23 protein-coding genes are annotated in these 24,910 nt (G+C 57.1%); 9 read left to right on the plus strand and 14 right to left on the minus strand.

The features are described from left to right. Positions 1 to 3: 3 nt before the first annotated feature. Genes ACR3FC_RS15475 through ACR3FC_RS15485 form a run of 3 tightly spaced genes read right to left on the minus strand, consistent with a single transcriptional unit; the run spans position 4 to position 2,277 of the window. Positions 4 to 921 (minus strand): flavin reductase family protein, encoded by a 918-nt coding sequence (locus ACR3FC_RS15475; protein WP_480476296.1) that lies wholly within the window; start codon positions 919 to 921, stop codon positions 4 to 6. Beyond that, on the minus strand, positions 918 to 1,706 hold the full coding sequence (locus ACR3FC_RS15480) for an alpha/beta fold hydrolase (RefSeq protein ID WP_480476298.1): 789 nt from the start codon (positions 1,704 to 1,706) through the stop codon (positions 918 to 920). The genes ACR3FC_RS15475 and ACR3FC_RS15480 overlap by 4 nt, the downstream gene beginning before the upstream one ends. After that, on the minus strand, positions 1,678 to 2,277 hold the full coding sequence (locus tag ACR3FC_RS15485; protein WP_209504371.1) for an amino acid synthesis family protein: 600 nt from the start codon (positions 2,275 to 2,277) through the stop codon (positions 1,678 to 1,680). The genes ACR3FC_RS15480 and ACR3FC_RS15485 overlap by 29 nt, the downstream gene beginning before the upstream one ends. Positions 2,278 to 2,384: 107 nt before the next feature. Here ACR3FC_RS15485 and ACR3FC_RS15490 point away from each other — a divergent pair, with 107 nt between their 5' ends. From ACR3FC_RS15490 to ACR3FC_RS15530, 9 genes are all read left to right on the plus strand, one after another. After that, entirely contained in the window at positions 2,385 to 3,257 is an 873-nt protein-coding gene (locus ACR3FC_RS15490) for a LysR family transcriptional regulator (protein ID WP_480476300.1), read from the plus strand. 70 nt (positions 3,258 to 3,327) lie between these two features. Continuing rightward, entirely contained in the window at positions 3,328 to 4,371 is a 1,044-nt protein-coding gene (locus ACR3FC_RS15495) for a pyridoxal-phosphate dependent enzyme (RefSeq protein ID WP_480476302.1), read from the plus strand. Continuing rightward, positions 4,368 to 5,513, plus strand: coding sequence for a M24 family metallopeptidase (locus tag ACR3FC_RS15500; protein WP_480476304.1), 1,146 nt, complete (start codon positions 4,368 to 4,370; stop codon positions 5,511 to 5,513). The genes ACR3FC_RS15495 and ACR3FC_RS15500 overlap by 4 nt, the downstream gene beginning before the upstream one ends. After that, the gene (locus ACR3FC_RS15505; protein WP_480476306.1) at positions 5,510 to 6,220 is read left to right on the plus strand and encodes a maleate cis-trans isomerase family protein; all 711 of its coding nucleotides are present in this window, start codon (positions 5,510 to 5,512) and stop codon (positions 6,218 to 6,220) included. The genes ACR3FC_RS15500 and ACR3FC_RS15505 overlap by 4 nt, the downstream gene beginning before the upstream one ends. Positions 6,221 to 6,356: 136 nt before the next feature. After that, positions 6,357 to 7,457: an ABC transporter ATP-binding protein gene (locus ACR3FC_RS15510; RefSeq protein ID WP_480476308.1), complete on the plus strand. Its 1,101-nt coding sequence runs from the start codon at positions 6,357 to 6,359 to the stop codon at positions 7,455 to 7,457. Positions 7,458 to 7,560: 103 nt separating this feature from the next. Then, positions 7,561 to 8,652 carry an extracellular solute-binding protein gene (locus ACR3FC_RS15515; protein WP_480476310.1) on the plus strand — a complete coding sequence of 364 codons (1,092 nt, stop codon included), beginning with the start codon at positions 7,561 to 7,563 and terminating at the stop codon, positions 8,650 to 8,652. A 70-nt stretch (positions 8,653 to 8,722) separates the two neighbouring features. After that, positions 8,723 to 9,997 (plus strand): ABC transporter permease, encoded by a 1,275-nt coding sequence (locus ACR3FC_RS15520; protein ID WP_480476312.1) that lies wholly within the window; start codon positions 8,723 to 8,725, stop codon positions 9,995 to 9,997. Between the two features lie 5 nt (positions 9,998 to 10,002). Then, the gene (locus ACR3FC_RS15525) at positions 10,003 to 11,214 is read left to right on the plus strand and encodes an ABC transporter permease (RefSeq protein WP_480476314.1); all 1,212 of its coding nucleotides are present in this window, start codon (positions 10,003 to 10,005) and stop codon (positions 11,212 to 11,214) included. Between the two features lie 162 nt (positions 11,215 to 11,376). After that, positions 11,377 to 12,597, plus strand: a complete 1,221-nt coding sequence (locus ACR3FC_RS15530; protein ID WP_480476316.1) for an aminopeptidase P family protein — start codon at positions 11,377 to 11,379, stop codon at positions 12,595 to 12,597. A 32-nt stretch (positions 12,598 to 12,629) separates the two neighbouring features. On the opposite strand, the gene speB is transcribed toward ACR3FC_RS15530, so the two are convergent. From speB to ACR3FC_RS15585, 11 genes are all read right to left on the minus strand, one after another. Further along, positions 12,630 to 13,607 carry an agmatinase gene (gene speB / locus ACR3FC_RS15535; RefSeq protein ID WP_480476318.1) on the minus strand — a complete coding sequence of 326 codons (978 nt, stop codon included), beginning with the start codon at positions 13,605 to 13,607 and terminating at the stop codon, positions 12,630 to 12,632. 291 nt (positions 13,608 to 13,898) lie between these two features. Continuing rightward, positions 13,899 to 15,188, minus strand: a complete 1,290-nt coding sequence (locus ACR3FC_RS15540; RefSeq protein WP_480476320.1) for a flavin-dependent oxidoreductase — start codon at positions 15,186 to 15,188, stop codon at positions 13,899 to 13,901. A 69-nt stretch (positions 15,189 to 15,257) separates the two neighbouring features. Continuing rightward, positions 15,258 to 16,787 (minus strand): acyl-CoA dehydrogenase family protein, encoded by a 1,530-nt coding sequence (locus ACR3FC_RS15545; protein ID WP_480476322.1) that lies wholly within the window; start codon positions 16,785 to 16,787, stop codon positions 15,258 to 15,260. Between the two features lie 118 nt (positions 16,788 to 16,905). Continuing rightward, positions 16,906 to 17,781: an amidohydrolase family protein gene (locus ACR3FC_RS15550; protein WP_480476324.1), complete on the minus strand. Its 876-nt coding sequence runs from the start codon at positions 17,779 to 17,781 to the stop codon at positions 16,906 to 16,908. Between the two features lie 15 nt (positions 17,782 to 17,796). Further along, the gene (locus ACR3FC_RS15555) at positions 17,797 to 19,614 is read right to left on the minus strand and encodes a feruloyl-CoA synthase (RefSeq protein WP_480476326.1); all 1,818 of its coding nucleotides are present in this window, start codon (positions 19,612 to 19,614) and stop codon (positions 17,797 to 17,799) included. A 2-nt stretch (positions 19,615 to 19,616) separates the two neighbouring features. After that, positions 19,617 to 20,099: a MarR family winged helix-turn-helix transcriptional regulator gene (locus ACR3FC_RS15560; RefSeq protein ID WP_480476328.1), complete on the minus strand. Its 483-nt coding sequence runs from the start codon at positions 20,097 to 20,099 to the stop codon at positions 19,617 to 19,619. 4 nt (positions 20,100 to 20,103) lie between these two features. Then, positions 20,104 to 20,871 (minus strand): crotonase/enoyl-CoA hydratase family protein, encoded by a 768-nt coding sequence (locus tag ACR3FC_RS15565; RefSeq protein ID WP_480476330.1) that lies wholly within the window; start codon positions 20,869 to 20,871, stop codon positions 20,104 to 20,106. A gap of 10 nt (positions 20,872 to 20,881) precedes the next feature. Beyond that, entirely contained in the window at positions 20,882 to 21,646 is a 765-nt protein-coding gene (locus tag ACR3FC_RS15570) for an SDR family NAD(P)-dependent oxidoreductase (RefSeq protein WP_480476332.1), read from the minus strand. A 91-nt stretch (positions 21,647 to 21,737) separates the two neighbouring features. After that, the gene (locus ACR3FC_RS15575; RefSeq protein ID WP_480476334.1) at positions 21,738 to 23,051 is read right to left on the minus strand and encodes a TRAP transporter large permease; all 1,314 of its coding nucleotides are present in this window, start codon (positions 23,049 to 23,051) and stop codon (positions 21,738 to 21,740) included. Then, entirely contained in the window at positions 23,048 to 23,632 is a 585-nt protein-coding gene (locus ACR3FC_RS15580) for a TRAP transporter small permease (RefSeq protein WP_480476336.1), read from the minus strand. The genes ACR3FC_RS15575 and ACR3FC_RS15580 overlap by 4 nt, the downstream gene beginning before the upstream one ends. Before the next feature lie 58 nt (positions 23,633 to 23,690). Then, complete coding sequence (locus ACR3FC_RS15585) at positions 23,691 to 24,731, minus strand: TRAP transporter substrate-binding protein (protein ID WP_480476338.1); 1,041 nt, start codon at positions 24,729 to 24,731, stop codon at positions 23,691 to 23,693. Positions 24,732 to 24,910 lie beyond the last annotated feature (179 nt).

Here is a 24,910-nt window from a genome sequence, read left to right on the forward strand (position 1 = left end):
TCCTCAGGTCCTTTCCGACAGGCTGTGCACATCGCCCCGCTGGGCGTCACCCAGATAAAGCGAGAAATTGCGGGTTCGGCTTTCCAGCGCAAAACGAGCCATCATGGTGGCGATGGGTGCTGACGCGTAAGGCAGGGTCGCCAGGTCTTTGGTTGCGACTGCGTGAAACGGGCCATGCCGGGGCAGGGCGGGCGCAGACGCAAGAATGTAAACATGGTGCGTGGTCGCATCGTCATAGACGGAATACGCGACGCCAAGGCGCGCATTGATACCCCTTGCCGTCAGGTTCTGCATAAGGCTGCTTCGCAGATCTTGCCGATCTGACAGCGTAACTTGCGGCGGGCGGAAACCGGCATCTGTTTTCTCCAGAAAGACGTGCCCGTCCTGTTCGATGATCGCGCCACAGACCACATTTCGCCCGGATGGTTCCAGCGCGCCACGCTCCAGTCCGAGGCTGAAATACTGCCCGTTCGCATAGCCAAGTCCGGTGGCATCGTCCTGAGAATACGTTTCGACCTGACCGATCAAAACGCAATGGTCGCCGGCTTCGACAACCTGATGAGTGCGGCAGGAAAACGTTGCGACTGCCCCCCTGATCAAAGGGACGTCATTCTTATCAAAGTAGTGATCGACTTTGGCAAATCGATCACCTTTGAACCCGGCAAACGTATTGGATACGTTTTCCTGCCCCTCGGCCAGAATGTTCACCGCGAAACGGGCGCAGGTTGCAAAAACGTCGAAAGAAGACAGGTTTTTTCCCGGACAGACCAAAAGCAGCGGCGGGTCGAGAGAAACCGAAGTGAAGGAATTGGCCGTAAAGCCAAGTGGATTGCCTACGTCATCACACGTCGTCACAACCGTCACACCGGTCATGAACCGACCGAATGCACGACGAAGGTCACGAGGATCAAGCGCGGTCATGGGCGCAGCTCACTCAGAAAGCTGGAAATCGCAGCGTTGACCTGATCTGCATGCGTCATCGGCATCATATGTGCAGCGCCTTCAATGATTTGCGCGCGCCCGTTCATCGCGGCGTCCGCCATGGCGCGTGACATCTCCGGGGTTGAATTGGGCTCAAGACTGCCGGTTAGAAAAAGCGCCGGGCAGCTTAGTTTCTCCAACGCATCGCGTCGGGGGCACTGGCTGTGGGCGAAGACGGAATAGGCCGTTTTATACGCAGCCGGGTCCATGGCCGTCAGCCATCTACGGCAGGCATCGCGCTCAGCCGAGGCGACATCTCCGAACCATCGATGCAATGTGCTGGTGGGATCAGCGATCGTCTTGCCATCCAGCTGCGCCGCACGGTCGCGCACGGCCTGTGCCGCATTCGCGGCTCTCTCAAAAACCGCGTTCAATGCGACGACCCCACAAACCCGGTCTGACGCTTTGGTGGCAACATCAAGCGCGATCATGGCCCCCATCGAGTGGCCAACCAAAACGACCGCTCCACTCATGCAGTCCAGAACACCCCGAGCCGCTTCGGTGTACGCCGAAAGCCCGATGCTGAGGTCAGTTAATGGGCTGTTTCCGTGACCGGGCATGTCCGGAGCGGTCATGCAACCCTCGGACTCAAGCCCGTCCAATTGCGCACCCCAGGCTTCAGCCCGTAAACCAACACCATGCAACAGAAGGATATTCTGACCCGAACCAGTCTGGATAGCCGCCAGCCCGCCGATCTCAGACCGCGGCCGGGTTGTCCAGGTCATGGCCCAAATCCTTGAGATCCTGATAACGGTCACCGATACGGTGGTGCGGTCTGCCCGAGGTTGCTGCGCCTAATACGACCACAACTTCGTCATCGCGCGGTGCGTCAGAAATTGAGAACTGAATTGTCAGGTAGTGCGACCTCCGCCCGGCATCGTTTTTATCCATCAACGGCACCATGATCGGCGCATTTGCCGGACCACGTGTGTTGGTGAACGCCAGATAGGATTTCGCACCGACGGCCTCACGGTAGTGATTGCCAAAGCGCAACGTGTGAATAAGGCCCGAAGCGTGCTCGACCTCACCATTCAGCCCGACCACGGCGGCTTTGCCATAGGCTTCGATTGCCTCACCACTCCCGGCCAGTTTGATCATACGTTTTGTCATCATCTCACCCAGAACAGGGCCATAGGCCTGTATCTCGGGTTTAAGGTCTTCCACAAACCGTCCTGCCCAGGGGTTGTGAACCACTGCCGCCACGGCAAACATGCGCCATGGGGTTTTGGCGGCTCGGAAGCCCTCGACAAGGACCTCCTCATCGTAGGTGACGATCTTACGTATTTCCGGTTGCATCAAAGCTCTCCTGTCGCGCTCGCAAACGTTAAAAACGGACAGGGTTTTTGACAAATGATTGAATTATGTGCTTTGCCATTAAAAAGATTAATGGACAGCTTGACCAAATGGGTAAATCTCTTCCACCACTGACCTGGTTCCGATCCTTTGAGGCGGCTGCACGAACGCTTAGCTTTACGGCGGCTGCCGAAGAGATTGGCTTGACGCAATCGGCGGTCAGTCAGCAAGTGAAATCGCTCGAGATGCGTTTGGGGACAGCTCTTTTTGTGAGGCACCCCAGAAGCTTGGCGCTGACGGATGCGGGGCGTAAACTATTGCCCGAGGTTGGCAGCGCGCTTGAAGCGCTTGCCGCGGCTGCCGGGCGCGTGGACGCCAGCGCGTCCGGAGACATCTTGACTGTCGCCACGTCTGTTAGCATCGCCCATTGGGTTATTGCCCCATATCTGTCAGATTTTACCAGACGCCATCCTGAAGTTCGCGTCCGGCTTCTCAGTGCGATCTGGCCCGACGATTTCCACGCATCCCACGCTGATGTTCAGGTTAGGTTCGGATCAAAGAAACAGGTGGGGCAGGGCGCTGTCCGCCTGATGCCTGACCGTCTGGTTGCCGTGAAATCTCCGACGGTCGCGGGCGGCGTGTTTGACCTGCCTCTGATCGAGGCTGTCGGGACATCAAGTGGGTGGGGCACATGGTTTGAAAAACAGGACTTGCGCCGCCAACCTGGTGTTTTTGTCGATACATTTGGGATGGCACTGCAACTGGCCGTTCACGGCAGCGGTGTCGCGTTGGTCAGCGAATTGCTGACGACTCATGCGATTGCCGCAGGTCTGGTCATACGCGCGCATGAATGTTCGGTTGACAGCAACGAAGGCTATTACCTCTCGTCAAACGCCGCCAATCCGGCTGCCCGGTTGTTTCACGACTGGGTGTTGGCCCTGATAACAGAACAGACCCCGAAGGTCGTCGACGTCTCTGGCTGACGGCAGAGGTTGATTGACAGTGTTCCATCGATAGGGTCACGTCACCAGATGAACAATTGGGGGAGGGCGTATGCAGATCATCAACAATCCACATCGGGGGGGCCAAAAGCTTGCACCGTCTGCGCCGTATCCTTCTACAAACGCTGCCCGTGTTGCAGACTTGATTTCTCGGTGCCCTGTCGCGAAAGAAACGCCATTGGTTGATGCCGGGAAACTGGCCCTTGTAGCCAGGCTTTGGGTAAAGGATGAGCGGGCGCGGATGAACCTTGGTTCGTTCAAAGCTTTAGGGGCAGCCTATGTAATTGCGCGTCATGCGGCCGAGAAGACAGGCGAGCCGGGTGAACAAGCTCTGGCAGGCGCAACCTATGTGACTGCCAGCGCCGGGAACCACGGCATGAGTGTTGCGGCTGGTGCCAGAGTTTTCGGTGCGAAGGCTGTTGTTTACATTGCTGAAACTGTGCCCGAAACCTTTGCGGAACGTCTGAAAGGCCAAAAAGCCGAAGTTGTTCGAAGTGGTGCTGACTATGCCGCCAGCATGGAGGCCGCGAAAACGGCTGCCGAAGACAACGGATGGATATTGCTGTCGGACAGTTCGTGGGATGGATATTATGACCTGCCATGGACGCTCATGGAAGGATATCTGCAAATGGCGGCAGAGGCTGTCAGGCAGTGCCCTGAGATTCCGACGCATATTCTGTTGCAAGCAGGCGTGGGCGGGCTGGCCGGTGCCGTTGCTGCCTATGCACGACACATCTGGGGCGACGCACCGAAGATCGTTGTGGTTGAACCCGAAGCGGCGCCCGCGTTGCAGGCCAGCATAGTTGCCGGAAAATGTGTTTTCGCGGATGGCCCGGACAGCATCATGGGGCGTCTGGACTGCAAGGAACCGTCGTTGATCGCGTTAAACGGATTGGCCCGCGACACAGACCTGTTCCTGACCCTTTCAGATGACGATGTGGCGACAAAGCTTGACGCGATGGCAAAGGTCGGGCTGGCCACCACGGCGTCAGGCGGGGCAGGCCTTGCGGCGGTGATGAACGAAACCGCACGGAAAGCCATGGGGATCGACGAAAACTCACGCGTGTTGTGCTTTCTGTCGGAGATCGCGGAATGAGAGGGTTCGATCAGACAGAGTTCGAGGCGCGCACCAAACGCGCGCAGGAGCTGATGCGAGCCGCGGATTTGTCGGCGCTGCTGCTGACCACAGAAACTGATGTGCGTTACTTTACCGGCTATCTGACCCGATTTTGGGAAAGCCCAACCCGGCCATGGTTTCTGGTCGTACCGGCCACGGGCAAACCGGTGGCCGTGATCCCTTCGATCGGGGCCGCGCTCATGGGGCAGACCTGGATCGATGACATCCGAACCTGGAGCGCGCCCGATTTGCAGGACGACGGTATCTCGCTTCTGGCCGATGTCCTGGCCGAACTGACGCCCGTTTCAGGCAATGTCGGAATGCCGGACGGCCATGAGACTCATGTGCGTATGCCCATGGCGGACATTGAACGCTTGCGCGGCGCTCTCGGCACGCGACGCATCACCGGAGATCAGGGTATCCTGCGCCGGCTGCGCATGATCAAATCCCAGGCTGAAATTGCCAAGATCCAAACAGCCTGTGGTATTGCGGGACGCGCCTTCACCCGCGTGCCCGAGATTGCCCGCGCAGGGGTGCCTCTGGACACGGTTTTTCGCCGCTTCCAGATGCTCTGCCTTGAGGAAGGGGCCGATTGGGTGCCGTATCTAGCAGGCGGGGCAGAGCAGGGCGGCTACAGTGATGTAATATCACCTGCAACTTCGGCGCCGTTGGAACCTGGCGACGTACTTATGCTGGATACAGGTCTGGTTTGGGATGGCTATTTCTGTGATTTTGATCGCAATTGGTCTGTAGGCCCAGCCCGGCCCGAAGTGAGATCAGCGCACGCCCGACTGGTGGAAGCCTCAGATGCCGCGTTCGAAATCGCCCGACCCGGTGCAACAGCCTCAGATTTGTTCCATGCTATGAACAAGGTGCTTACCAAAGATGCTGAAGGCACAGATGCAGGGCGGCTGGGTCATGGGTTGGGGATGTCACTGACAGAATGGCCATCCATTATTCCGGCAGACCAGACCGTGCTGGAACCCGGCATGGTTTTGACACTGGAGCCGGGCATCGCCGTTGGTACAAAAATACTTGTCCATGAAGAAAACATTGTCATCACCGAAGGCGCTCCATGTTTTCTTAGCCCGCGTATCGGGCCAGAGGTGATCGAGATATGACCCGAATACATTACGCCCTTGATGAGGACGATCCCAAGGCCACCCCACTTGGTCTGATCGTGTTGCAGACCGATGAAACGTTGGAGCCTGAGTTCAGCTCGTATTTTTCGGACCGCAAGTATCCAATCTACGTGACGCGTATTCCCAGCGGGATTGAGGTGACGACGGAAAGCCTTGCGGAAATGGAGAAGGCGCTGCCAGCCGCCGCCGGATTGCTGCCCAGCGCGCGACCTTATCGCGTTGTCGGGTACGGGTGCACGTCTGCAAGCTCGGTTATCGGGTCCGACCGTGTAGCGGAACTTGTTAAACAGACATGCCAGACCGCCGAAGTTACAAACCCTTTGCGTGCGGCTACGGCCTGTGCGCGACACCTGGGAGTTTCGAAATTCGCGCTGCTGTCGCCCTATATTGAAGAGGTAAACCTTCCCCTGCGCCGGGCCTTTGCACAAGGCGGAGTGGAGATGGATGTTTTTGGGACATTCGGGGAATCAGAAGAGGCCAAAGTTGTTCGGATTTCGGTGCAATCCGTCATCGACGCTGCCACGAAACTGGGCTCGGACCCGTCGGTTGATGCGGTTTTTCTGAGTTGTACAAACCTTCGCACGCAACAGGCTATTCCTGAGATACGCGCTCGTATCGGCAAGCCGGTTCTGTCCAGTAATCAAAGTCTTGCGTGGCATATGCGGGTTCTGAACGAAGCCGGGTGAGCTGTTAAATCCCGATATTGTGTAACAAAACCGGGATTCACTGTTGCAATGTGAACATCGCTTGGTCTTAACTAACGGCTACAGATCAATGAAATCCGCAGAAGACGGATAATCATTTGACGTAACAGGGGGTCTTGTGGCCGATACAATGAACGACGCCGCGTTTGTCGAATTCCAACGCGTACAGAAGTCTTATGACGGCGAGAACCTCGTCGTAAAAGACCTAAACCTTGCAATGCCCAAAGGTGAGTTTCTGACAATGCTTGGGCCGTCAGGCTCGGGCAAGACGACTTGCCTAATGATGCTCGCCGGATTTGAAACCGCCACGCACGGTGAAATCCTCCTGGGCGGCAAGCCCATCAACAATATCCCGCCGCACAAGCGCGGTATTGGCATGGTTTTCCAGAACTACGCTTTGTTCCCGCATATGACGGTGGCCGAGAACCTGTCGTTTCCACTTGAAGTCCGTAAGCTGGGCAAGTCGGAGCGGGATGAAAAGGTCAAGCGCGCGCTAGATATGGTTCAGATGGGCGCCTTTGGTGGCCGACGTCCTGCTCAGCTGTCGGGCGGGCAACAACAGCGGATTGCTCTGGCCCGTGCCCTGGTATTCGAGCCCGAACTGGTCTTGATGGACGAGCCTTTGGGGGCATTGGACAAGCAGCTTCGTGAACATATGCAGTTCGAAATCACACGTCTGGCCCATGAGCTTGGGATCACAACTGTCTACGTGACCCACGACCAGACCGAAGCGCTGACCATGTCAGATCGGGTGGCTGTCTTCGACGATGGCCGCATTCAACAGCTTGCGCCGCCTGATCAGCTTTACGAAGAGCCGGAAAACAGTTTCGTCGCGCAATTCATCGGTGAAAACAACACGTTGGAAGGTGTTATTAAATCGATTGATGGCGACACTTGCGTCGTACGCCTGGATGATGGATCGGAAATCGACGCGGTTCCGATCAACGTCCACAACGCAGGCGACCGGACCAAAGTTTCGATCCGCCCTGAACGTGTGGAATTCAACAAAGACCGCCTGCACGCCGACGCGCATACTTTGAAAGCAAGGGTCGAAGAATTCATTTACATGGGCGACGTATTTCGGTTCCGCATGTCCGTTGCCGGAAACAACGAATTCATCGCCAAAACTCGAAATGCGCCTGATGCCGTACGCCTGACCCCGGGTCAGGAGATCGAGATCGGCTGGCTGGCACAGGATTGTCGTGCGCTCGACGCATAGACCAAACCGCGCGGGACAAGCGCGGTTAAGCTGAGGGACCGGCCGGTGAAAACCCGTGCATCGGCTGACCACCACATAAAACGGGATGAACTGGGAGTAACACATGAAACCAACCAAGATCATGCTCACTGCGGCTGCAATTGCGACGGCTGCGGGCACTGTTTCAGCCGAGGAGATGACTATCGTTTCCTGGGGCGGTGCCTATTCAAAGTCGCAGTTGAAGGCGTATCACGAGCCCTATTCGGAAAAGACCGGCATCACGATTCTGAACGATGACAGCTCGAACGAGGCCGTCGCCAAACTGCGCGCGATGAATGAAGCGGGCAACATCACATGGGATGTAGTGGATGTTGTGGCCGCTGACGCAATCCGGCTTTGCGACGAAGGTCTGGCGCTTGAAATCGATTTTGACAGCCAATTGGCTCCGGCTCCGGATGGCACGCCGGCTTCTGAAGATTTCGGGGAACTGTTAGTCAGCGATTGCTTTATTCCGCAGATCGTCTATTCGACCACATTCGGCTACCGCACCGATCTGGTAGGTGACACCCCACCAACCGACATCTGTGCAGTGTTCGACCTGGAGGCATATCCGGGCAAGCGTTCGCTGGAAAAGCGCCCCATTAATAATATGGAATGGGCGCTGCTGTGTGACGGCGTCGCGAAGGATGATGTCTATGACGTTCTGGCGACTTCGGAAGGTCAGGATCAGGCTTTGGCCAAGCTGGACACCATCAAAGACAGCGTTGTCTGGTGGTCCGCCGGTGCGGACACGCCTCAGTTGCTGGCTGACGGCGAAGTTGTCATGGGTTCGACCTATAACGGTCGTCTGTTCAGTGTGATCGAAGAGCAGAAACAGCCGGTTGCAATGCTGTGGGACGCGCAGGTGTTCGATCTGGACGGTTGGATCATCCCTGCCGGACTGAGCGATGAGCGCAAGCAGCGCGCTTTGGACTATATCATGTTCGCAACCGACACTCAGCGTCTGGCGGATCAGGCCAAGTACATCTCGTACGGTCCGGCCCGCGCTTCGTCAGCTCCACTTGTGGGTCAGCACGCCGATCTGGGTATCGATATGGCACCGCATATGCCGACCGATCCGGAAAACGCCAAGAACACGTTCCTGTATAACTACGAATTCTGGGCGGATTACCGCGACGATATCGACGCCAAGTTCCAGGCATGGCTGGCGCAGTAAGCGATTGATTTCATGACACAGTCGGGGGCGGTGCGCCGCCCCTGAACCAAGACATACCCGAGGGGCTCGAATGACTGACGCAAGCCAAAACGCCGGACCCATGCTGGCAGCGGACGGAACGCCGCTCAAACTATCGCTGGCACGCTCGCTGCGGCGGCAAAAGCTGCGCGCCCTTCTTCTGATCGCCCCTTTGCTTTTGTTCGTGCTGTTTTCCTTTATTGTGCCGATCGCGGCGATGCTTTTCCGATCGGTCGAGAACAGCATCGTTTCGGAAACACTGCCTCTAACTGTCGAGGCGCTTCAAAATTGGGACGAGCAGTCTGGCGAATTGCCGGGCGAAGATGTGTATAACGCATTTGTCCGGGATATGATTGTTGCGATTGACAACAAAGAGCACACACGGCTTGGTTCGCGTTTGAACTACGAAGAAACCGGTATGTCTTCGATGTTCCGCAAGTCAGGTCGTCAGATCAAGAAACTGGATCCTGAAACGGATGGTCCGTTCAAGGAGCAACTAATTGATATTCACGACGGATGGGGCGATCCACAAACGTGGCGCGTGATCAAAACCCATTCGCCGAAGATCACCAACGGGTATTTTCTGAATGCAGTGGATATGCGCAGAACCCCTGACGGCGCGCAATCTCAGCCTGAAGACAAGCAGATCCTGATCAAGTTGTTTGGCCGGACCCTGTTCATGTCACTGGTTATTACCGGCGCCTGTATTCTTCTGGCATATCCGGTCAGCTACCTGCTGGCCACCCTGCCGATGCGGGTGTCGAACCTGTTGATGATCCTTGTGCTCTTGCCGTTCTGGACGTCGCTGCTGGTCCGAACATCAGCCTGGAAAGTCATGCTGCAACAGCAAGGCGTAATCAACGAAACGCTGGTCTGGCTGGGGTTAGTAGCCGACGATGCACGGCTGGTGATCATCAACAACCAGATCGGTACGATCACAGCGATGACGCATATCCTGCTGCCATTCATGATCCTACCCATGTATTCAGTGATGCAGACCATTCCGGAAACTTATACACGCGCTGCGAAATCCATGGGGGCGACGAACTGGACGACCTTCTGGCGCATTTATTTCCCGCAATCCATTCCGGGCATCGGCGCTGGTTCCATCCTCGTGTTCATTCTGGCGATTGGCTACTACATCACGCCTGAAATTGTGGGTGGTACCAAAGGTGTCTTTATCTCAAACCGGATCGCCTATCACATCTCGTCTTCACTGAACTGGGGACTGGCGGCGGCGCTGGGAACGATACTGCTGGCGGTCGTTCTGCTGCTCTACTGGGTCTACGACAAGATCGTGGGCATTGATAACGTGAAGTTGGGATAATCAAGATGGCCGCACTTACTCCGATATCCCGCAAACCTCTGTCCATGGTTCTGCCCAGCGTCGCACTGGCCGGGGCATTCGCTGGTATCTTTGTCGGCGCCGGAAACGGCTCGGTTCTGCTGGGGGTCCTGGGCGGCGCCATCGTGATCGCCGGACTGGCATGGATTTACATCAACATTCTGAAGAACGAGCAGTTGGCCCGCTGGATCAATATTCTCGGCTTTGGCATCGTAGGCTTCCTGTTGTCAGGTCTTATGGGAGGCGTTCTTGGCCTGCTGGGCGGCTGGTTCTTTATTTGGTTTACCTACTGGCTGTACGAAGGGCGATACCGGCGCAAGCTGCTGCCATACCTGACCGCGCAGCAAGTTTTTTACCACTACCTGTTTCGGGTGATCTGCGGTGCGATCTTCGTCTTCCTGATTACACCGATCCTTGTGGTCTTGCCGCTGTCGTTCAACGCACAAGACTTTTTCACCTTCACGCCCGAGATGTTGCGGCTTGACCCTGAAGGGTATTCGCTGAAGCACTACCGCGATTTCTTTACCAACAATGAATGGCAACGCAGCTTCAAGAACTCGCTGATCATTGCCCCGATTGCCACAGTCATCTCGGTTTCGCTTGGTACTCTGGCGGCCATTGGCCTCAGCCAGAGCCACGTCCCCGGTCGCCGTGCTATCATGGGAATCCTGATTTCGCCGATGATCGTTCCGCTGATCATCTCGGCCACCGGCATGTTCTTCTTCTACAGCGATATCGGTCGGTTCCTTGAAGGGACGTTGGGCATGAACAAGAACTTTGTGGGCTATCTGAAAGTCATCCTGGCGCACGCCGTTCTGGGTATCCCATTCGTGATCATCACTGTGACCGCCACGCTTGTGAGCTTTGATCGCTCACTAACGCGTGCTGCTGCGAATATGGGGGCAGGGCCGGTACGTACCTTCTTCAAGATCCAGATGCCACTGATTCTGCCGGGAGTGATCTCGGGTGGTCTGTTCGCCTTCATCACCTCGTTCGACGAAGTTGTGGTGGTTCTGTTTGTGGGCTCAGCCAGTCAGAAGACTTTGCCGTGGCAGATGTTCACCGGCCTGCGGGAACAGATCAGCCCGACCATTCTGGCGGTTGCGACAATCCTTGTGGTTCTGTCGATTGCGCTGCTGACCACGGTTGAATTGCTGCGGCGTCGTTCGGAACGCCTGCGGGGGCTTTCCCCCGCTTGACGGATCGTATCGTCTGATCTAACGATTTCCCTGTTCACCCTCGCTGCGATGGCGTCGCGGCACGTAAGGGGGTGATCGGCTCTCGGACCCCGAGACCGCCTGTCCTGAACGCCGGGACATGTGGCCGGGATTTGTCGCCCGGCAAAGTTGAGAGACCAAGTGATGACCGACACAACAAAACGCCCCGAATTCTTTACCTGCCACAATGGTGACAAAGCGCCTTTGCCGTTCAGCAAGGGTGAATATGATCGCCGTCTCAGCAAGCTTCGCAGCATCATGGCCGCACGTGATATCCCTGCGGTTCTGCTGACATCAATGCAAAATATCGCCTACTACTCGGGCTTTCTGTATTGTTCCTTTGGCCGTCCGTATGGCTGCGTGGTCACTCAAGAGGCCTGCACCACCGTTTCGGCCAACATCGACGCCGGGCAACCGTGGCGTCGGTCGGTCGAAGACAACGTGATTTATACTGACTGGAAGCGCGACAATTATTGGCGTGCGGTTGCAAGCCTGATCGGCAACGCCAAGCGCATCGGCATTGAAGGCGACCACATGACGCTGGCCGCCCGCGACACTGCCCTGCGGATGCTGGGTACCCCCGAGCTGGTTGATATCGCGCCGGATACAATGACCGCCCGCATGGTCAAATCCGCCGAAGAGATTGAATTGATCAAGGGTGGGGCACGCACCGCGGATGTTGGCGGGGCGGCAATCCATGCGGCCATCCGTGAAGGCGCAACTGAGATCGAGATTGCCATGGCGGGCCGTGACGCAATGGAAGAGGAAATCGCGCGCGCCTATCCAGATGCCGAATATCGCGACACCTGGGTTTGGTTCCAGTCCGGGCTGAACACCGATGGCGCGCATAACCCGGTGACAAAACGCGCCCTGCAAAAAGGCGATATCCTGTCGCTGAACACTTTCCCGATGATCTCAGGCTATTACACTGCGCTGGAACGTACCCTGTTTCTGGGCGAGCCGGACGCCGACAGCCTGCGCCTGTGGAAGGCCAATGTGGCGGCCCATGAACTGGGTCTGAGCCTGATCAAACCCGGTGCGACCTGTTCAGGCATCACTGCCGAGATCAACCGTTTCTTTGCCGATGAGGGGCTGCTGCAATACCGCTCGTTCGGGTATGGCCATTCTTTCGGCATCCTCAGCCATTATTACGGGCGCGAGGCCGGTCTGGAACTGCGCGAGGATATCGACACCGTGCTGGAACCTGGCATGGTCGTTTCAATCGAGCCCATGCTGTGGATCCCCGAAGGGCAACCCGGTGCAGGGGGCTACCGCGAGCATGATATTCTGGTGGTGGGCGAAGACGGCGCCGAGAACATCACCGGCTTCCCATATGGGCCTGGCCACAACATCATCGATGCCTGATACAAAGAGGGGGGGAGCAAACGCTCCCCCCTTCATTTCTCGCGACCGGCGCGTTCGTGAAAGATAAAACCCAGGAAATTCAACAATAGCTGCGCGGCCAGTATCTGCGTGCTTTCGCTGGGGTCATAGGCTGGCGCCACTTCGACAAGGTCAATGCCGACGACATTGCCGCGCCTAGCGAGGCCCTGAAGGATTTCCAGTACGTCATAATACAGAAAACCCCCATGGCTGGGCGTCCCCGTCCCTGCCGCGATAGAGGGGCAAAAGGCGTCGATATCTATTGTCACATAGTACCGAGCACCTTCGGGAATTCGCTCAAGAACAGCCTCGGTTCCCAGCTTTCTCACCTGACGCACGGACAGGATGTCTGATCCACGTGCGCGCGCGTCCTCGTATCCTTCCTTGGCGGTTGACGAGACGTTTCGAATACCCAACTGGGTCATCCCCGAGACGTAGTCTTTCTCGATCGCCCGCCGCATGGGGTTGCCGTGGCCATTGGTGACACCGTGACGCTCGTCCACGAAATCCAGATGCGCATCAATTTGAACCACGTGGATCGGGCCGTTTTGTGCACAATCATCTTCAAACGAGGAAACGCAGGGAATGTTGACAGAGTGATCGCCGCCGATCACAAGCGGCAGCGCCCCGGCGGCAAGAATTTTGCGAACACCATAGGCGATGTTTTCGTGGCTGGCCTCGGTCATTGTGTGGACGATATCCGCATCCCCCAAATCCACGATGCGCACGGAACTGTCCAGATAGGTTGCGTCGTCTTCGTGGTCATAGGCACCGGCATGTCCAAAACTGAACAGGGTCGAAGCTTCACGCACGGCCCGAGGGCCGAACCTTGCCCCGGCCCGCCATTGCGTGCCGAAATCAAATGGCGCACCAAGGACGCAAACATCCGCATCAATATTGTCCCAATCCTCGACATACGGAGATTTTCCAAAGGTCGATATTCCAACGAAAGGTAGGTTCAGTCGACCTGACGCATATCCATGATCCTGCATATTCAATCCTTTTAGATGGCCCTGTCGCCTTGCGTGCAATTGAACATGAGAAGGCGGTGCAATGAAATTATTTTTCTTCGATCAAAACATGTCTGGCGTTCAGACAGGTCCGATCCGGTGCATTCTTTCCGTTTAGCTGTTGGTCGTTTCTCCTCAAACGAAAATTCAGAGGGGCAAGCTGGTATGCAGCAAAATCATTCACGGCAGCACATGATTTTGCGGGCGATACACAGGTCCGGCGAAACGCTGTTGACATGGGCGCAGGTGTTCAATCCACCGATGGCTTTTCCATCACGCCTGCAAAGCCAGCTGCGAGCCGGGCGCAATCGTTGGCGGTGCGCTGTTCAGAGCGTCGCGCGCAAAACCTGCGGCAGCTTTGTATTTGGCCATGAAACTGGCCCTTTCAGCCAAGGGAATGACTGTTTCAATATCGTCGAACACACCGCCACAGCGGTCGTTGACCAAATTCAACAGGCCAAAAGGCCCGGCACCCCGATTGCGAAGGACAAGGTCTGACACCGGACCGCACAGCGTGTCATCATAGGCCGCCAGCGCGGTTGGGCCCACGCCATGCTTGAGCAGACTGGCCCCCAATATGCGGGCGTCCATAATTGCTTGGCTGGCCCCATTCGATCCGGTAGGGTACATCGGGTGTGCGGCGTCTCCGATCAGGGCAACCGGCCCGTCAACCCACGTTTCAACCGGATCGCGGTCGATCATTGGGTTTTCATATGTCACATCCGCACCGCGGATCAGAGTTGGAACATCCAGCCAGTCATAGGTCCATCCGTCAAAATGGTGCGCGAAATCCTTGGCCTCGACCTGCCGGAACCACCCGGTTGCCGCATGCGCGTCCGGGTCATCGTAGGTGACTTCGGCAATCCAGTTTATCAGCGCCATGCCGGTTCCGGGATCGGGGTGTGAGATCGGGTAGATCACCATTCGTTTCTTATGCGTACCCAGTCCGACAAAGGAAGAACCCGTGCGCACGGGCTTTGCCAAAGTTGTGCCGCGCCACATGACGGCGCCTCCCCAATGGATCGGAGGTTGGCTTGGATGCATCTGGTTTCGGATGGCTGAATGGATACCGTCGGCGCCGATTAGAATGGCACCGGTTTCGCGGACGTCCCCCTGGTCAGTTTGCAACCGCACTGTAACCGTCTCATCCGCATTGGTCTGGTACCCAGTGGCCCGAGCACCAAGGCGTACGGCATCCGGGCCTGCGCGTTCGACAAACCGCTGGTAAAGCGCCATGTGAAACGCGCCGCGATGCACCGCGTATTGCGGCCAGTTGTAACCAGCGAATGTTCCGCGCGGTTCCGAGTAAATCTCGTGCCCATTCAAACCAACAAGCGCCCATTCCTGCGCAGGGACGCCGAACCCGTCCAGATCCTGAGCCGTGAAACCCAGATCGTACAACTCGCGCACGGCGTTGGGTTGCAGGTTTATTCCGACACCCAGCGGGCACAGTTGCCGAACGCTTTCAAAGACGGTGCAGTCGATGCCAATCTGATGCAGTGTCAGTGCCAGCGACAACCCGGCAATTCCACCACCCGCGATAAGCACTTTTGGATCTGTCATGTTGTGTGTCTTTCAGTCCGATTGGTGGCGGGAATTGGTTGTCGATAATCGGCGCGTGTGGATAAACCCTCAACCACAAATGCGTTTGATCCGTTCCGGGGATGGATGAAGGCTCGCGGCGTTGCGCAGCTGCGCCCGTAGGCAGATCAGAGCGGTATCAATCGTCGTTTGCATGAACCCATGCGCCATCGCCGCGCTGTCACCCTGCTTCAGCTTTCTGCGAGCGGATTGCCAAGTGTCCAGTGCGTCCGAAATCGCATTGCATGTCCAATGCTCGGCTTCTTGTGAAACAAATTCGGCAAAGGCGTCGCCCGCAGGCCCTGCGGCCAGACGTGTTGCCAGCATACGCGCGTGTATGCCGTTGGCCCCTTCGTAAATCGAGGTAATTCGGGCGTCACGATAGGTCTGCTCCAGCCGGTATTCGCGCAAATAGCCATAGCCGCCCAGAACCTGCATACCCAATTCGGCGGCCTTGATACCGGCGTCGGAGCAATAGACCTTGGCGACCGGGGTCAGAAAATCGACCAGGTCAGGCGATGTGCCCCGTTCCATGGTGACAAATGCAAGATGTGCAAGACTGCGGCTACTGACCGCCAGCCAATCGATTTGATCCAGCATGCGGCGGATGTCGGCATGTTGATCCAGTGTTGCCGGTTGACCGTCGGGATTGCGTCCCTGCACCCTTTCACTGGCATAAGTACTGGCAATGTCATAAGCCCGCGCGGCGTGCGCGACGCCCTGTAGGGCGACATCAAGCCGGGCGTGGTTCATCATGGTGAACATGGCCATCAGACCTTCACCCTCGGCCCCAATCAATTCGGCTTTGGCACCATCAAATGCCAGCTGGCACGTGGGCGAGGCATGCAGGCCCATCTTTTCCTCGATGCGCGTTACGGTAGCCTGGTTGCGGCTGCCGTCTGTGCAGGAGCTGGGGCATAGAAACAGCGATAAACCTCTGACGCCGTCATCGGACGTGCGCGCAAGCACAGGATGCAGGATGTGATCGCTCATGTCCTGGTCACCGCCAGAGATAAAGATTTTTTCGCCCGTGACCCTCCAGCCATCCTCGGCAGGTTCCGCCCGGCAGCGCACGCGTGAAAGGTCAGATCCGGCCCCGGGTTCGGTCAGGCACATGGTGGCCAGAGTTTCACCCGAGGCCAGAGACGGAATGTACCGGTATTGCTGATCCTCTGTGCCAAAGCGCAACAAGGTACGCACCGCGCCCGGAACCAACCCCGTAACCATCTGAAGGCTGTGGTTTGCGCCCGAAAACACCTCGGAGGTGATTGCCAGCATCAGGGCTCCAAGCCCTTGACCGCCATATTCTTCAGGCACGGTGAGCGAGGGCCAGCCCTGTTCCGAATACTTGGCATAAACTTGGGCAAAGCCAGCCGGCATGGATACGCGACCGTTTTCCAGCGTGCATCCCTGCCTGTCTCCCGGCTCGTCCAGCGGGGCAATTTCACCTTGCGCGAAGGCGGCAAAATGTTCGCCGATCTCACCAGCCAGGTCAGCGTCCCAATCTGAAAGCTCGGTAGCCCGGGCTACATGGTTCAACGTGAATAAGATGTCCGCAAGTGGGGCTTCGAATGGCTTCATGATCATATCACCCGATAGCTGGTGACTTCGACGACCACGACGCGGCCCGGTTCTGGCGGTTTGGCACTGTCGAAGTTCAAAGTGACTGGGTAGGGGCGCGATGGGGCGGGGGGCAGCATCACGGGGTCAGTCCCAGCAGGCGCGCGGCATTGCCTTTGATGATGTCCGGGCGCAGTTCGTCCTTGATATTGATCTTCTCGAAATCCGACAGCCAGCGTTCAGGAGTGATCATTGGCCAGTCGGACCCAAACAGGACCTTTTTCCTGAGGATCGAGTTGCAGTATTTCACCAGAATCTCGGGGAAGTACTTTGGTGACCAACCGGACAGGTCGATATAGACGTTGGGCTTGTGCTGTGCCACGGACAGAGCCTCTTCCTGCCAGGGAAACGACGGATGGGCGAGGATGATCTTCATATCCGGAAAATCGACGGCGACGTCATCCATGAACATCGGATTCGAGTATTTAAGCCGCATTCCGTTACCGCCGCGCATGCCCGAACCGACACCGGTCTGGCCTGTGTGAAACAGGGCGATGCAGCCTTCCTCGGCGATTGCCTCGTATAGTTCATAAGCCATACGGTCATTGGGGTAGAACCCCTGCATCGTCGGATGAAACTTGAACCCTTTGATACCAAATTCGCGGATCAGGCGGCGCGCCTCGCGTGCGCCCATCTTGCCCTTGTGCGGATCGATTGACGCAAACGGGATGAGCACATCGTCATTTTCCGCCGCCAAAGCGGCAACTTCTTCGTTCTTGTAGCGCCGATAGCCGGTCTCCCGCTCGGCATCGACCGGGAAGATCACCGCGGCTATGTTTTGCTCGCGATAGTGCTGTGCAGTTTCGGGAACCGTAGGCGGGTGGCTCCACGGAGCGCCAAAGTAGTTGGCCATGGTTGCCTGCAGATCGTCATAGCCGTCATCCGAGTGGCACCCGCAGGGTTCTTCAGCGTGGGTGTGAATGTCGATTGCGCGAACCTTGGTGATATCGACCATCTGTTCGTTCCTTTCTCAGATCTTTACGATTGCCGGGTCGGCGTCGTCATAAAGACGCTCAAGTAAATTTTGCCGCCGTGTCAGTATTTTGCGGAAATTGAGGTTCCCCTTGGCGGTCATTTCGCCCTCGGGCATCGAGGCGGGCTCGCTAAGGACAATGGCGCGCCCGACCCGTGTGGAACTGCCCGATAACTCGCGGGCGCGCTCTGCCAGGCGGCGGTGAATTTCGCCTTGCAGCAATTTGCAGCAGTAGGCGCCACTGTCGTCGTTCAGGTCAAATCCTTCCCGCTTCAGCTCGGCAACATCGGGAAAGACCATGACGCCGATCTCATTTCTGTCGGCACCTGTAATGACCAGATCTGAGGCAAGAGGCGCAAGGCAGGTCAATAAGTCCATCCGCAATTGCGCGGCACGCACCCATGTACCGGTCAGCAACTTGAAATCTTCAGAAATCCGGCCATCGAATTTCATACCTTTGTTTACGTCCTGCGGGTCGATGAACCGCATGGCGTCGCCGGTAATGAAAAACCCTTCTTCATCGAAAACACTGGCTGTCTTGCCCGGCTCGTTGAAATAGCCAGGCATCACGTTTGGCCCTTTGATGCGCATTTCGCATCGCATGTCTTCATCCGGTATCAGCTTGAGTGTCACGCCGTTCATCGGAACGCCAACAACCCCGGAACGGTCAATGGGCTCGGACTGCATCATTGTGGCGGGCGCTGTCTCGGTCAGTCCCCAGGACGAGGTCATCAGCGGTATCTCACCTTTGACATCCAGCGCCATCTGTTCAAATCCAGACCAGATGTCCTGTGGCAGTGAAGCGCCCGCATAAAAGATCAGATCAAGTTCTTCGAAGAACCGCCGACGCAAATCGCCATCCCGCTGCAATGCGCCCAGCAGCATGCTGTAACCTACGGGGACATTGAAGCTGAGCGTGCCGGTGACCATGGACAGGTTTTCCAGCGTCCTCTCAAACAGACCGGCTACCGGTTTGCCGTCGTCGATGTAGAAGCTTCCGCCGTTGGCGAGCATCATGTTGAAGTTATGAGATCCGCCAAAGACGTGGTTCCATGGCAGCCAATCGACCACACGGGGCGGACGCGTGCGCAGAAATGGCAACCCGTCGGCCAGCATGGTCTGGTTCACGCACATCATGCGTTGGGTCGTGATGACCCCCTTCGGGGCCGAGGTTGAACCGCTGGTCATTAGGATCTTGGCGACGGAATCGGGGCCAACCAGTTCATAGGCTGCCTCCAGATCGACACTGACATCCCCTTTGAGAAGTTCGTCGAACGCTGTGACCTGACTGTTCCTGCCTTGTCGGCTGGCTACGATTTCGACCCCTTGAAGCGCATCCAGTTCCAGCGCCTCTCGGTATTGATCCGCATCGACGACATAGGCCATCTTCGGGCGCACCAGTTCGATGGCATGGCGCAGGCGGCCATGTGCACCGTGGATCAAGGCGTATTGTTCGGCTACGGGCGCAGTCGGTACGCCAATGTACTGAGCAGCCAGGCTCAGCAGACCATGATCCAAGCCGTTGCCGCTCATGATCAGGATCGGTGTGTCAGGCCCCATCCCACGCGCCAATAGCGAGCTTGCGATTGCCCGCACCTTTTCAAGCGTGGTCGCATAGCTTTCCTTGCGCCATCCTGCGCCGCTGCGTTCAGCAATGAACGTGCGGTCAGGCGCGTCCGAGGCCCAGGCGTGCAGCCAGACACCGGTTTTGTCGACGACAGGACCAAGAGTGTGGTTCGATTTCAGCAGGATGGAACCGTCGGCCCGATCTTCGCGCGAAACAGAATGCACCAGGTATTCCGATGTGCGTTGCATGATCAGCCCCTTTTCCTCGCTTTTTCGATCGTCCTGAGGGCATCGAAAACGGTGGTGATGGTTGCGTCATCCAAACCGGCCAGCAGCTTGCCTTCGTGGGCGGTAACCGCGGCGACGGCCTTTTCATATAATTGCCTGCCCGCCAGTGTCGTCCTTAGCGCATAGGCGCGCCGGTCGGTCGGTACCCGGTCGCGGACGATCAGTTCCCTGCGCTCCAGTTCGTCAATGATGACGACAAGGTTCGGGCGCTCGATATCCATTGCGTCAGCCAGTTGGGACTGCCGCAAACCGGGGTTATCGACGATGAGAACCAGTGCCGAATAAGTCAGCATTCGCAGACCAAAGGGACGCAGAGTTGTTGTCAGGTCTTCCTGCACCACATTGAAGGCCCGTTTCATGCGATACCCGACAAACCCCCGCAGCGTGGCATCGCTGATCGTGTTAGGCGCGCCGTCTTCTGGCGTGTGTTCATGTTTCCTTTTCATGTGTTCACCTGAAGTTCGGGGCGCGCTTTTCAAGAAAGGCCCGCAGTCCTTCCTGCGCATCTGGTGTTGTTTGCGACAGGGCCGCGGCCAGCGATTCAGTAAACAGTCCGTCGTTCTGCGACATTTCATTGATCCGCGCGACCGCCTGAATCATCAGATAGTTTGACAGTGGCGCGTTTCGGGAAATCTTACCTGCCAGCTTTTGGGCCAGCGCCAAAGCCTCGCCTTCACCCACGCTATAATGTGCAAGCCCCAGCGATACCCCTTCATCGGCACCATATTTGCGGCCGGTCAACATCATCTCGGTCATCCGATCGGCCCCCAGCAGGCGACCGACCCGCGCGGTCGCACCGCCACCGACAAATATTCCGCGCCGGCCTTCGGGAAGCTGAAAGATCGTCGAAGGTTCAGCGATGCGAACATGTGTTGCCGCTGCAAGCTCCAGCCCGCCGCCGATCACGGCGCCAAACATGGCCGAGACAACCGCAAGCCCACCCAACTGGATCTTGTCCATGACACTGTGCCAGTGGCGGGAATGGTGCAGGTTTTCCTCGGCCGTACGATGAACATGCTCGGACAGGTCCAATCCGGAACAATAATGCCCTTCAGTTCCGGTCAGGATCACCACGCGCACGTTCTTGGGTGGAGCTGAAAAGAAATCATCCAGCGCGCCTAACAGTTCCTCGCACATCGCGTTTCGCTTGTCAGGGCGGTTCATGGTCAGGGTCGCGATGGATCCGTTGACCTCAATGTTCAGGATTTGGCTGTCCATGGGGAACTCCTTACCGGGGCGGCAGACGAACGGCGCCATCAAGTCGAATAGTGGTGCCATTCAAAAACGGGTTTTCAACGATCTGTTCGGCGAGCATTGCGAACTCACGCGCTTCGCCAAGGCGGGCCGGGAAGGGAATGTTCGCAGTGATCTTGGCACTGACCTCTTCCGGCAAGCCTTCCATCATTGGCGTGTGGAACAGGCCAGGTGCGATGGCCATCACCCGAATCCCCGACTGCGCGAGCTCCCGTGCGGCAGGCAGGCACATCGAGGCGATTGCCCCTTTGGATGCGGCATAAGCGGCTTGACCCAATTGACCGTCCTGCCACGCAACCGACGCCGTGTTGATGATCACACCGCGTTCACCGTCAGCCAACGGGTCGAGACCGGCCATGTGTCTCGCCGCGTGGCTCATGACGTTGTAGGTGCCAAAAAGGTTCACGCGCAGAGTTTTCTCGAACACGTCGAATGACAGCTTGCCTTCGCGCCCGACGATCCTGGCCGCCATGCCGACGCCCGCACAACTGACAGCGATTCTGGGTGCCGACCCGAAATGGGCTATTGCCGTCTCAAACGCGGCACTGACGGCGGCCTCGTCACTGACATCGGCTTGCAGGGCAAGACCACCAATTTCGTCAGCAACTGCCTTCGCACCTTCAGCATTGAAATCCAAAACGGCAACCTTTGCTCCGCTGGCGGCGAAATGCCTAGCCGTTGCAGCACCCAGCCCGCTTCCGCCGCCGGTGACCAGGGCGACACATCCACTTAACTGCATCGCGCTCTCTCCATTTTAGTATGTTCAATCATTGTTGTGTCTCATATCTATTTTCGGATGGGCCCGCCCCGGACCGCTGATGGTGATTTCGCTAGGGGATCAGGAACAGGGTAATGGCCGGAAACAGCACCAGGATCATGACCCGAATGATGTCAGAGGTGACAAACCACATCACTGCCTTGTAAGTTTGGGTCATCGGGGTTGAACGATCCATGGCGTTGATAATGAACAGGTTCATCCCGACCGGAGGGGTGATCAGCCCGACCTCGACAACGATCAGAACCAGAATACCGAACCAGATGGCCACATGCTCGGGGCTCATGCCGAAATCTAGTGCGCTGATGACCGGAAAGAAGATCGGGATAGTCAGCAGGATCATTGACAGGCTGTCCATCAGACATCCAAAGATCAGGTAGAACACCAGGATCAGGCACAACACCATCCACGGGCTGAGCCCAAGTCCAACGACCCAGCCAGACAGTTCCTGCGGTACCTGAGTGAGCGCTAGGAAACTGTTATACAGCCCTGCGCCCAACACGATGAAGAAGATCATCGCCGTGCTTGAGGCCGTTGCAATGATGCTTTCGACGAAGACCTGCCAGTTCAGATTGCCCGAGATCAGAGCAATCAGCCCGGTTCCCGCCGCCCCCACGGCTGCGCCTTCGGTTGGGGTGAACCAGCCAAGATAGATGCCACCGACAACAAGGCCAAAAACCAGAAGGACAGGCCAGACATCCAGCAGTGCCCGAACGCGTTCAGGATATGGGATCGCTTCGCGGGTGCCCGCGGCGTCAGGATACATGCGCACATAGATCGAAATCGTGATGATATAGCCGAGCGCTGCCAAAATGCCGGGGACAAAGGCCGCGAGAAACAGCTTGGCGATATTCTGTTCCGTCAGGATCGCATAGATCACAAGGATCACCGAAGGCGGGATCAGAATGCCCAATGTGCCGCCAGCAGCAAGCGTTGCGGTTGAAAACCCGCCGGAATAGCCGTAGCGGCGCAGTTCGGGCAGCGCGACACGGCTCATCGTTGCGGCAGTGGCAAGGGAGGACCCGCAGATTGCGCCAAATCCGGCACAAGCGCCGACTGCCGCCATGGCGACGCCCCCTTTGCGGTGGCCCAGCCAGCTTTCAGCAGCTTTGAACAAGGCTGAAGACATGCCCGACAATGTCGCGAACTGCCCCATCAGCAGGAACATCGGAATGATCGTCAGCGAATAGCTGGAAAAGGTTGAGTAGGTTTCGGTTTTGAGCTTGGCCATGAACATGCTGGTGCTACCCATGGCAAAATACAGCCCGCCAATCCCGCACAGCAACATGGCAAGGCCAATCGGTGCGCGCAGAAAGATCATGATCAGAAGTACGGGAAAGGACACGTAGCCCAGTTCGAGCATGGTCAATGTGCGGCCTCCCCGCGGTAGGGCAGGATATGACGCCCGGTGACAAGCTCGATGACCTGCGCGACGGCGCAATAGACAGCAACAAGTGATGCGACAAGGGCGGCAACAAAGCTTAGCCCATAGGCCCACCAAACCGGAAATTGCAGCAGAAAGGTCGTTTCACCATAGTCCAGCTTGTTTTGCATGCCGACAAACAAGCGCCACGTGATCAAAAGAATGACAAGCGACAGGACGATTTCCCAGAATGTGATTATCACTTTGTTCGCCTTTGCCGGAAGCGTGTTGGTGAATACGTCGACTGTGGCGTGAGAGCCATAGAGCTGGCATATAGGCAGGAACGAGAATATGGCGAATGCAATGCCGGCTTCGACCAGTTCAAAATCGCCATTCACAGGCCCGACGCCCGATGCAATCAGCGCATTTGCCGCTGCTTCCGACAGTGACGTCATGACGTCCGAGTGGCCCAGCGTATTCAGGCCGCGCCCCAGCACGCTGACACAGGTCAGCAGGACCAGCGCAGTCAGAACCACACCGCCGAGAACGGCCATGAAGCGCGCGATGCGCTCTACCAGTTTCCGCATGATCAACTCCAAAGGGATTGCTCTCCCGGCGGGAAATAGCGCCGGAAGAGCGACCGGATCAGTTGCCGGAGTATTGCGAAATCAGTTCGAGCGCGCGGGCGCGCAAGCCGGTTCCATCCAGACCTTTTTCATCCATCTCGGCGATCCAGGCGTCAGTGGTCGGCTGTGATGCTGCCTTCCATTCCGCAACCTGTTCCGGGCTAAGCGTGATGATGTTGTTGCCGCGTTCCATCGCCTGCTTGTGAGGCCCGTCATCATCGGCCTGCATCTGCTTGCCTGCGAAGGCCGAGAATTCAGCGCCCGAGTTGGCGTCGATGACGGCCTTCAGATCATCCGGCAGTGCATCCCAGCGGTCCTTGTTCATCGCGAAGATGAAAGTGGTGGTGTATAGCGTGTCATCGCCAAAGGTCGTGTGGTTTCCGACCAGCTCGTTGACCTTCAGGGCGCCAGTCACTTCCCAGGGAATCACGGTGGCGTCGATCACGCCTTTGGACAGCGCTTCAGGCACCGCAGGAACAGGCATGCCAACCGGGGTTGCTCCAAGCGAGCTGAAAAGGCCGTTGGTTACGCGTGTCGGTGCGCGCAGCTTTACGCCGTTCAGATCCTCGATGCTTTCGATCGGTTCCTTTGAATGGATCAAACCGGGGCCGTGCACCCAGAGACCGAGTACTTTGAACTGCTTGAAGTCATCGTCCATCATGGTTTCTTCGGCCAGATCCCAATAGGCGCGTGAGACGGCTTCGGCATTGGTCATGGTGAACGGCAGTTCGAACACCTCGGTTCGGGGAAAGCGGCCTGGTGTATATCCGGACACAGTCCAGACAATGTCTGCCACACCATCAATGGCCTGGTCGATCAGTTCGGGGGGTTTGCCCCCAAGCTGCATGGACGGAAACCTTTGAATTTCGATCCGGCCATCCGAATCCGCTTCGACCTTGTCGGCCCAGACATCCAGAACGTTCTTGGGTACGTTGGCTTGTGCCGGCAGGAATTGGTGCATCCGCAGTGTCACTTCGGCCGCGATGGCAGTGGTTGACATGGCACCGAAAGCAATCGCCGCCACTGCAGATTTGAGTATGGTTCTGCGCAAGTTGGTCATGGTCTCCTCCCTAGATGACCTATGAGTATCATCCCCTGTTCATGATTGCTCATATTAGTTATGTTTTATAACGAGTTATATCCACTTTTTCAGTGTTTGGTTTCAGGTCCTTTTCGGAAAACAGAATGTTCACACATGTGAACCTTTTCGTCGAAACGCTACGCATCAGACAGGTCATG

Source organism: Ruegeria sp. AF3 (assembly GCF_056536285.1).

Bases quoted from the DNA above. Each gene is read 5' to 3' on its own strand.
- ACR3FC_RS15475 (WP_480476296.1), bottom strand. From the start codon at position 921: ATGACCGCGCTTGATCCTCGTGACCTTCGTCGTGCATTCGGTCGGTTC.
- ACR3FC_RS15480 (WP_480476298.1), bottom strand. From the start codon at position 1,706: ATGACCTGGACAACCCGGCCGCGGTCTGAGATCGGCGGGCTGGCGGCT.
- ACR3FC_RS15485 (WP_209504371.1), bottom strand. From the start codon at position 2,277: ATGCAACCGGAAATACGTAAGATCGTCACCTACGATGAGGAGGTCCTT.
- ACR3FC_RS15490 (WP_480476300.1), top strand. From the start codon at position 2,385: ATGGGTAAATCTCTTCCACCACTGACCTGGTTCCGATCCTTTGAGGCG.
- ACR3FC_RS15495 (WP_480476302.1), top strand. From the start codon at position 3,328: ATGCAGATCATCAACAATCCACATCGGGGGGGCCAAAAGCTTGCACCG.
- ACR3FC_RS15500 (WP_480476304.1), top strand. From the start codon at position 4,368: ATGAGAGGGTTCGATCAGACAGAGTTCGAGGCGCGCACCAAACGCGCG.
- ACR3FC_RS15505 (WP_480476306.1), top strand. From the start codon at position 5,510: ATGACCCGAATACATTACGCCCTTGATGAGGACGATCCCAAGGCCACC.
- ACR3FC_RS15515 (WP_480476310.1), top strand. From the start codon at position 7,561: ATGAAACCAACCAAGATCATGCTCACTGCGGCTGCAATTGCGACGGCT.
- ACR3FC_RS15520 (WP_480476312.1), top strand. From the start codon at position 8,723: ATGACTGACGCAAGCCAAAACGCCGGACCCATGCTGGCAGCGGACGGA.
- ACR3FC_RS15525 (WP_480476314.1), top strand. From the start codon at position 10,003: ATGGCCGCACTTACTCCGATATCCCGCAAACCTCTGTCCATGGTTCTG.
- ACR3FC_RS15530 (WP_480476316.1), top strand. From the start codon at position 11,377: ATGACCGACACAACAAAACGCCCCGAATTCTTTACCTGCCACAATGGT.
- speB (WP_480476318.1), bottom strand. From the start codon at position 13,607: ATGCAGGATCATGGATATGCGTCAGGTCGACTGAACCTACCTTTCGTT.
- ACR3FC_RS15540 (WP_480476320.1), bottom strand. From the start codon at position 15,188: ATGACAGATCCAAAAGTGCTTATCGCGGGTGGTGGAATTGCCGGGTTG.
- ACR3FC_RS15545 (WP_480476322.1), bottom strand. From the start codon at position 16,787: ATGAAGCCATTCGAAGCCCCACTTGCGGACATCTTATTCACGTTGAAC.
- ACR3FC_RS15550 (WP_480476324.1), bottom strand. From the start codon at position 17,781: ATGGTCGATATCACCAAGGTTCGCGCAATCGACATTCACACCCACGCT.
- ACR3FC_RS15555 (WP_480476326.1), bottom strand. From the start codon at position 19,614: ATGCAACGCACATCGGAATACCTGGTGCATTCTGTTTCGCGCGAAGAT.
- ACR3FC_RS15560 (WP_480476328.1), bottom strand. From the start codon at position 20,099: ATGAAAAGGAAACATGAACACACGCCAGAAGACGGCGCGCCTAACACG.
- ACR3FC_RS15565 (WP_480476330.1), bottom strand. From the start codon at position 20,871: ATGGACAGCCAAATCCTGAACATTGAGGTCAACGGATCCATCGCGACC.
- ACR3FC_RS15570 (WP_480476332.1), bottom strand. From the start codon at position 21,646: ATGCAGTTAAGTGGATGTGTCGCCCTGGTCACCGGCGGCGGAAGCGGG.
- ACR3FC_RS15580 (WP_480476336.1), bottom strand. From the start codon at position 23,632: ATGCGGAAACTGGTAGAGCGCATCGCGCGCTTCATGGCCGTTCTCGGC.
- ACR3FC_RS15585 (WP_480476338.1), bottom strand. From the start codon at position 24,731: ATGACCAACTTGCGCAGAACCATACTCAAATCTGCAGTGGCGGCGATT.